This window comes from Cellulosilyticum ruminicola JCM 14822, assembly GCF_001311925.1.
Classification (GTDB): domain Bacteria; phylum Bacillota; class Clostridia; order Lachnospirales; family Cellulosilyticaceae; genus Cellulosilyticum; species Cellulosilyticum ruminicola.
On the sequence record NZ_BBCG01000106.1, the window covers coordinates 1 to 6,011 of the forward strand.

General features: G+C 30.9%; 5 protein-coding genes and 2 pseudogenes. 2 read left to right on the forward strand and 5 right to left on the reverse strand.

What is annotated here, in order from left to right:
- Positions 1-322 precede the first annotated feature (322 nt).
- Positions 323-2,269: a polysaccharide deacetylase family protein gene (locus tag JCM14822_RS17600; protein ID WP_054743868.1), complete on the reverse strand. Its 1,947-nt coding sequence runs from the start codon at positions 2,267-2,269 to the stop codon at positions 323-325.
- A 1,023-nt stretch (positions 2,270-3,292) separates the two neighbouring features.
- Between JCM14822_RS17600 and JCM14822_RS17610 the strand changes: the two are divergent.
- Positions 3,293-4,395 (forward strand): annotated as a pseudogene (locus JCM14822_RS17610) (LTA synthase family protein).
- Positions 4,396-4,517: 122 nt separating this feature from the next.
- Positions 4,518-4,646, forward strand: a complete 129-nt coding sequence (locus tag JCM14822_RS22840; RefSeq protein ID WP_278287253.1) for a hypothetical protein — start codon at positions 4,518-4,520, stop codon at positions 4,644-4,646.
- Between the two features lie 49 nt (positions 4,647-4,695).
- Here JCM14822_RS22840 and JCM14822_RS17615 read toward each other — a convergent pair whose 3' ends face one another.
- From JCM14822_RS17615 to tnpB (JCM14822_RS25265), 4 genes and pseudogenes are all read right to left on the reverse strand, one after another.
- Complete coding sequence (locus tag JCM14822_RS17615) at positions 4,696-5,292, reverse strand: IS66 family transposase (RefSeq protein WP_054743874.1); 597 nt, start codon at positions 5,290-5,292, stop codon at positions 4,696-4,698.
- Between the two features lie 55 nt (positions 5,293-5,347).
- Positions 5,348-5,500, reverse strand: a complete 153-nt coding sequence (locus JCM14822_RS21060; RefSeq protein WP_172674861.1) for a hypothetical protein — start codon at positions 5,498-5,500, stop codon at positions 5,348-5,350.
- 35 nt (positions 5,501-5,535) lie between these two features.
- A pseudogene (gene tnpB / locus JCM14822_RS25260) lies at positions 5,536-5,661 on the reverse strand (IS66 family insertion sequence element accessory protein TnpB); the annotation flags it as partial.
- A 23-nt stretch (positions 5,662-5,684) separates the two neighbouring features.
- Complete coding sequence (gene tnpB, locus JCM14822_RS25265) at positions 5,685-5,837, reverse strand: IS66 family insertion sequence element accessory protein TnpB (RefSeq protein ID WP_408606221.1); 153 nt, start codon at positions 5,835-5,837, stop codon at positions 5,685-5,687.
- Positions 5,838-6,011 lie beyond the last annotated feature (174 nt).

Sequence of the window (6,011 nt, forward strand, 5' to 3'; positions counted from 1 at the left end):
CAACTCGTTATAGTTACAAATCTAAACAGCGAGGAATATCCTTCTGAGTCATACGGGAGCACAAGGTCTCCACATCGAAGCAAAACAGTAACAAACTGATGTCCATATACTGTTTTGCTTTTTAAATGAGAGTTATGAAATGAACAACCTTATGATTATGGTTTTTGTCGACTTAATTATATCAAGAAATGTCATAAATGTTTTTTATTTTGCTCAAAATCGTACTAGAAATTATTGGAATTAATTTTACACGTTTATAGTTAGTAATATAAATTAAAGACCTGTCCCTAAAAAATCCTTGAGAGTTTTTAGGGACAGGTCTTTAAGAAGTGAGACTTTGTAGAGTTGCAATGAGTTCTTCAGGAGACATTGTATTTGGAACGTTGATACGTTTTAAGTGTGAGCTTTGTAGACCTGTCCCCGATTTTGCTAGTTTGGTGATTTGAAAGTTTACGCCTTGGGTGGTTAGGGTTTTGCGAGTGAGGTAGGTGTTGCGGAATTGAGGGTAGGCGAAGGTGAAAGTGTCACGTTTGCCTAGATTTTGTTCTAGGATGCCTTTTGAAATAGAAATGTGATATTTAACATCTCTGAGTGAAAGGTGGGTAAATGGTGTGTGATTGTATCCGTGTGATTCAATATCAATTAAACCGCTTGCTTCCATTTCTCTAGCTGCATTGAACCCAAAGTGTCTATCTGTATTTTCTTGTTCCATATAATAAGGAGATACGAATAGTGTAGCTGGAATATTATATTTTTTATAGATTGGATAGGCGAGTGTATAGTTATTGAGATAGCCATCATCCATAGTAATTAAAATTGGTTTTTCTGGTAAACCTGCTTTGTTTTCTAAATAATTTTCTAAGTCATTGAAGGTAATAGGTGTGTAACCATTATCAATTAAGCTTTTAATTTGGCTTTCAAATATAGATGTTTCAACGCAGCTATTTTCATCTTCTGGGACTACAGTATCTGCAATAGTATGATACATAAGAATCGGAATGTATTCAGAGGTATAAATAGGCTTTTGATCTAATGAATAGTGTTTTTGAAGTCTAGTTACACGTGGACTTACATTATCATTAGAAATGATTAAATCGATACTAGGAGCACTTATAATTGTACCTATATTATTATATGCTAAAGCTTTAAATCGATTAATACCATTAGGTAGACTAGTGGTATCCAGGGTTAATTCATAAGGATAATAGGATTGTACCTTAAAAACTTGTGTATTGATTCTATAGTTGATATACGATGTGTTTTTAGATTTATTTTTATGTGTTTTTAATAAAGGTGAATCTGGTGATAATATAAGCTCTACATCGTTAGATAAAGTATCATAATCCTTTAAAGCTGTATAAGGAGATATACTTGTAGTTTCTTCGGATTTTATTGTAATCCAAGGCTTTGAAATAAGATTTTCATAAGTATGGATATAACGAGTATCTAAAGCTGGTAACAATTCAGCATGAATATCCTTAAGCCATTTATTACGAGTAAGAGTAACGTAAGGTGAATAGATAGTTTCAATTCTAGGATATTTAACTGCTAAGTTATAGTAAATATAGTTAATAGTTTCAGCACCAGTTATGCTATCAGATATATTATTTTGAGGAATTACATCATTCAATACTAAAGTAATAGAAGAATCTAATGTATTGTAAATGCTATTGAGTAGTTTTAAGTCTTCAATTGAAGAAAGTGTTAATCCTATATATGAACTATTTAAATTCTGATATTTTTTTAGAACAGATTTTTTAAATGTATAATTTGAAGAATGACTAGAATTTCCAGATTGAAGATAAGGGATAAGCTGGACATTAGATAAGTTTTTGTTTTTTAGTACATCTTTTAAGCTTGAAAACGCATTAATATAATCATCTATACTAGTATTTTCTAAAGGCAAGAAAGATAAAAATATAGGTTGATTATTTGATGGGAAGCTGTTTGATAATAGTTGAAGGTCATCTAATAGTTCATTTGAATTAGATGGCAAATCATTTATATTAAGTGATAGATTCACTGAAGAGTTAGAATAAGAAGGATTATTAATAATCCCCATAGTTACTTCATGTTCATAAGGTAAAATAGAAGATAGAGTAAATACTGGTTTGGTATTTGAAGTTAATTGCATAATATCTACAGATTTATTGTAGCTTTTCCAAATAGGCCAAGTTATAAATATTAAGCATGTAATTATAAGTAATAAGGCCAACATTAAGCTAATCTTAAGCTTGTTTTGGTATAGTCTTTTTTTGTTAGAAGACATAATAACCTCCAATATAGTATAGTATTGGTTATATTATAATGCATATTTATATGAAGCTACAATAAAGGTAAGGGGATATTTTTCATTGCTTTTGGAGATGAAAAAATATAAAATTAATGTTAGAATTTGGTTGAAAAATAAGTACTTGTTTATAAGGACGCAAGTAGCTAACAATAAAGGAGGCAGATATGCAGGGAATGTTAGAAAATGAAAAAGTCCAGCAAGAAGTACAGAATAAACAAAAACTCAGATTGGACAATAAAAAAAATAGAACTTAATTGGATATGCACAGTAGCACTTATGCCTATAATTGCTATGTTCATTACTCTATCAACATTTTATATACAACCAGGTTCATCTAGAGCAGTTTTAAAACTAATAGGTGAACAGCCACTTATATTATTGGTAAATTATTTACCCCCACTTATAGCACTCATATTATTATATTTTGTAATTAATAATTTATTTTATGCAGCCGCAATAATCAGTCTTATTTTTAATGTATGTTCTCTAGTTAATAGATTAAAGATTGAATTAAGAGATGATCCATTTGTACCAAGGGATTTTCAATTAGTTCAAGAAGCCATAAATACAGTATCAGATTTTCAAGTGAAAATAAAATATGAATTATTAGCATTGATTATTTTAGCAGTAATAATGTTTTTAGTTATAGGTCATTTTATAAAAGCAAAAAAAATAAAGATACGTACACGAATTATTGGATGTGTGTTAGTAGTAATAGCTATATTTTTTACTAATAAATATATTTATAGTTCAAAACAAGTGTATTACAACAAACTTCATGTAAGTAATAGAAGTTATATTAGTAGAGTATTTAATGAGTTAGGATTTACATATTGTTTCCTATACAATTTAAATAGTTATCCTGTAGAGAAACCTGCTAATTTCTCAAAAGAAGAAGTTGAAGATCTTATTAAAACATACACAACATCAGAAAGTGCCATGCCAGAAGAGAAACCTAATGTAATCTTCATTATGAATGAAGCATTTTCGGATGTAGGAATGAATGATGTATTTACTTATACATCGGAAGATGATCCATATAAATATTGGAGAGAAATTACACAGTCAAAAAATAGTATAGCAGGACATATCGTAGTTCCTGGTTTTGGTGGCGGAACAGCTAACACAGAGTTTGATGTTATGACAGGTATGCAAACCAATATGTTAAATAGTGTACCAACATCTGCATTTAGAGTAGTAGGTAAAAATACACAAAGTATTGCTAGAGTGTTTGCAGGAAATGATTATCAAACATTATTTATGCATCCAGGGATAGTTGGTTCTACAATAGATATAGCGTATATAAATACTTTGGTATGACAGAAAGTATATTTAGTGAAGCATTTACTAAAGAAGATAAAAAAGGAAATATGGTTGCAGATAGTGTGTTAACACAACGCATTATTGAGCAATTTGAAGAACATACAAATGATAATTCAAAGGGACCATTATTCTCATACATTACATCTATTCAAAATCACATGCCATATACAGTTAGAAAATATGGTGATTTACCAATACCAGAGATACAAATATCAAAAACAATTTCACAAAAAGCAAAAGATTTCGTATCTGTTTATATGGAAGGTATTAGAGATGCCAATCAAATGATTAAAGATCTTACAGATTATTTTGAAGCACAAGATAAACCAGTAGTAGTAGTATTCTTCGGAGATCATTTACCGAATTTAGGGGACAACTATTTATCTTATAAAGAGTTGGGGTTAAATGTAGGTGATGAAACGAGTGTAGAAAATATAGTTAATACTTATTCAACACCTTTTGTGATTTGGACAAATGAAAAAGCAGCTCAAATGATTAACTTAGATGAAAAGAAAGTGGAGTTAGATTTACCAGAAGATAATAGAATTAATGCAAATTATCTAGGTGGTATGATATTAGAATTACTAGGATATTCAGGACAGGATCCATTTTTTGATTATATTAATGAGTTGAGAAAAGAAGTTCCTATTATTTATAAGGAAAATTATAAAACTGTTGATGAAGGTTATGTTAAGGAATTAGAAGAATATGAACAGATAAAAGTAAGCAACTTTAAAAACTGGGAGTACTATAAAATGAGATTTGAAAAAGTAGAATAAAAATTAATGAGCAGTAATATAGAATCATACACGTTAACCTATAAATAAAATTTTCCAGTAATCAAAATAATAAAAATGGGAAACCTCTAAGTCTAATATCACTAAAACAAAGGAGGTTTCCCATGCATATTGCAAAGTTAGTATCTAGACTTTTTAAACTTTTTATACCATCTATTATCGAAAAAATTGCTAAATCATTTGGTTTTATGAAATGTCATTCTACTATAAAACTTAAATTTGTGTCATATTGATGTTTTGACAGCTCAATCAGTAAGTGTTCAAAGTAGTGTATGGTTTCAACTAATTCGCTTTAGCTGTTTCCGCAATACTATAGATGATTGCACTAGCTTTTGCACCATTGATTGTATCGATCAAATGCCAGTTAGCCTTGCCTATACAGAAGCTTCGTATAGATTGTTCAGCAGCATTATTATCTACTGTGACATTTCCATTCTCTAAAAAGAATCTGAGATATTGCTCCTGATTGATACAGTAAGTAAATCTTTTTCCTGTTGCAGATTTCTCTCTTTCCTCAGAAGAAAGGTCTTTAAGTTCTTCTTCAATCTTATAGGTGGCACTGATATGTTGAAGTGCTGTATCATACATTTTTCCTGTACGATAGACCCACATATAGCTTTTTGCTCCTGCAGAACGTCCATCTTTATTAACAAGCACTGGTGTTTCAGCTGCTTGAATGACAGGTGACCTATATAATTCTTGATGCAATCGAATCCATACTAATGATAAGTATCTTTCAGTACAACGTATTACCCAGTTAGTCATTACCTGCCTAGAGATATTGACTTCTGCACGTTTAAACTCTTGCTCTAAACGATAAAGCGGAATGGCATTTACATACTCTGCATTCATGATTGCAGCTGCTAATGATGGTGTCATAATAACGTAAAAGATCTGCAGGACGATCAGCACGTACAATCGTTTCATTATCTTTTCAAGCATAAACAGATACATGATGTTCTTTAACTTCAAAAACAGCTGGATGGAAGGTAAGGCGTTTGTATACTTCTTCGGGAAGTTCTTTCCAGTTATCTTTACTAAAAATCTGTGTAAGCTGTTCATCTATAAATTTCTCTATATTGCACAAAACTTATAATGATCTTGTAGGTATAACCTTTGGAATTATTTTTTCTGTTCAATAGCCAATCCTTGCATAAGCCATTGAAATTGCTCGGGCGTAATATTTAATACATCATTTTCCGTTCTAGGCCATAGAAAACGTCCAGCCTCTAAACGTTTGTAAAGAAGTAAAAAGCCATCTTATCTTCATCTCATAATAAACACTTAATGCGATCAGCTCGCTTGCCACAAAACATAAACAGGATGTATGGCTTGAATGGATCTAAGTGAAACTGTTCTTGTATAAGACAAGATAATCTATCAATCCCAAGTCTAAGGTCAGTATGACCACAGGCTATGTACACTTTGTCAAACCCTTTTGCATCATCAAGCAAGAGTTCCGCCTGAATCAACAAACTTAATAGCTCAGGAGAGAGTGAATTATTGATTTCTAAAGTAAAATCTTTTATATGTAAAACAGCATCAGGATTAGATCAAGTTAGATGGGCAGATGTGTGATCTGGGGCCATAGGCTTTGT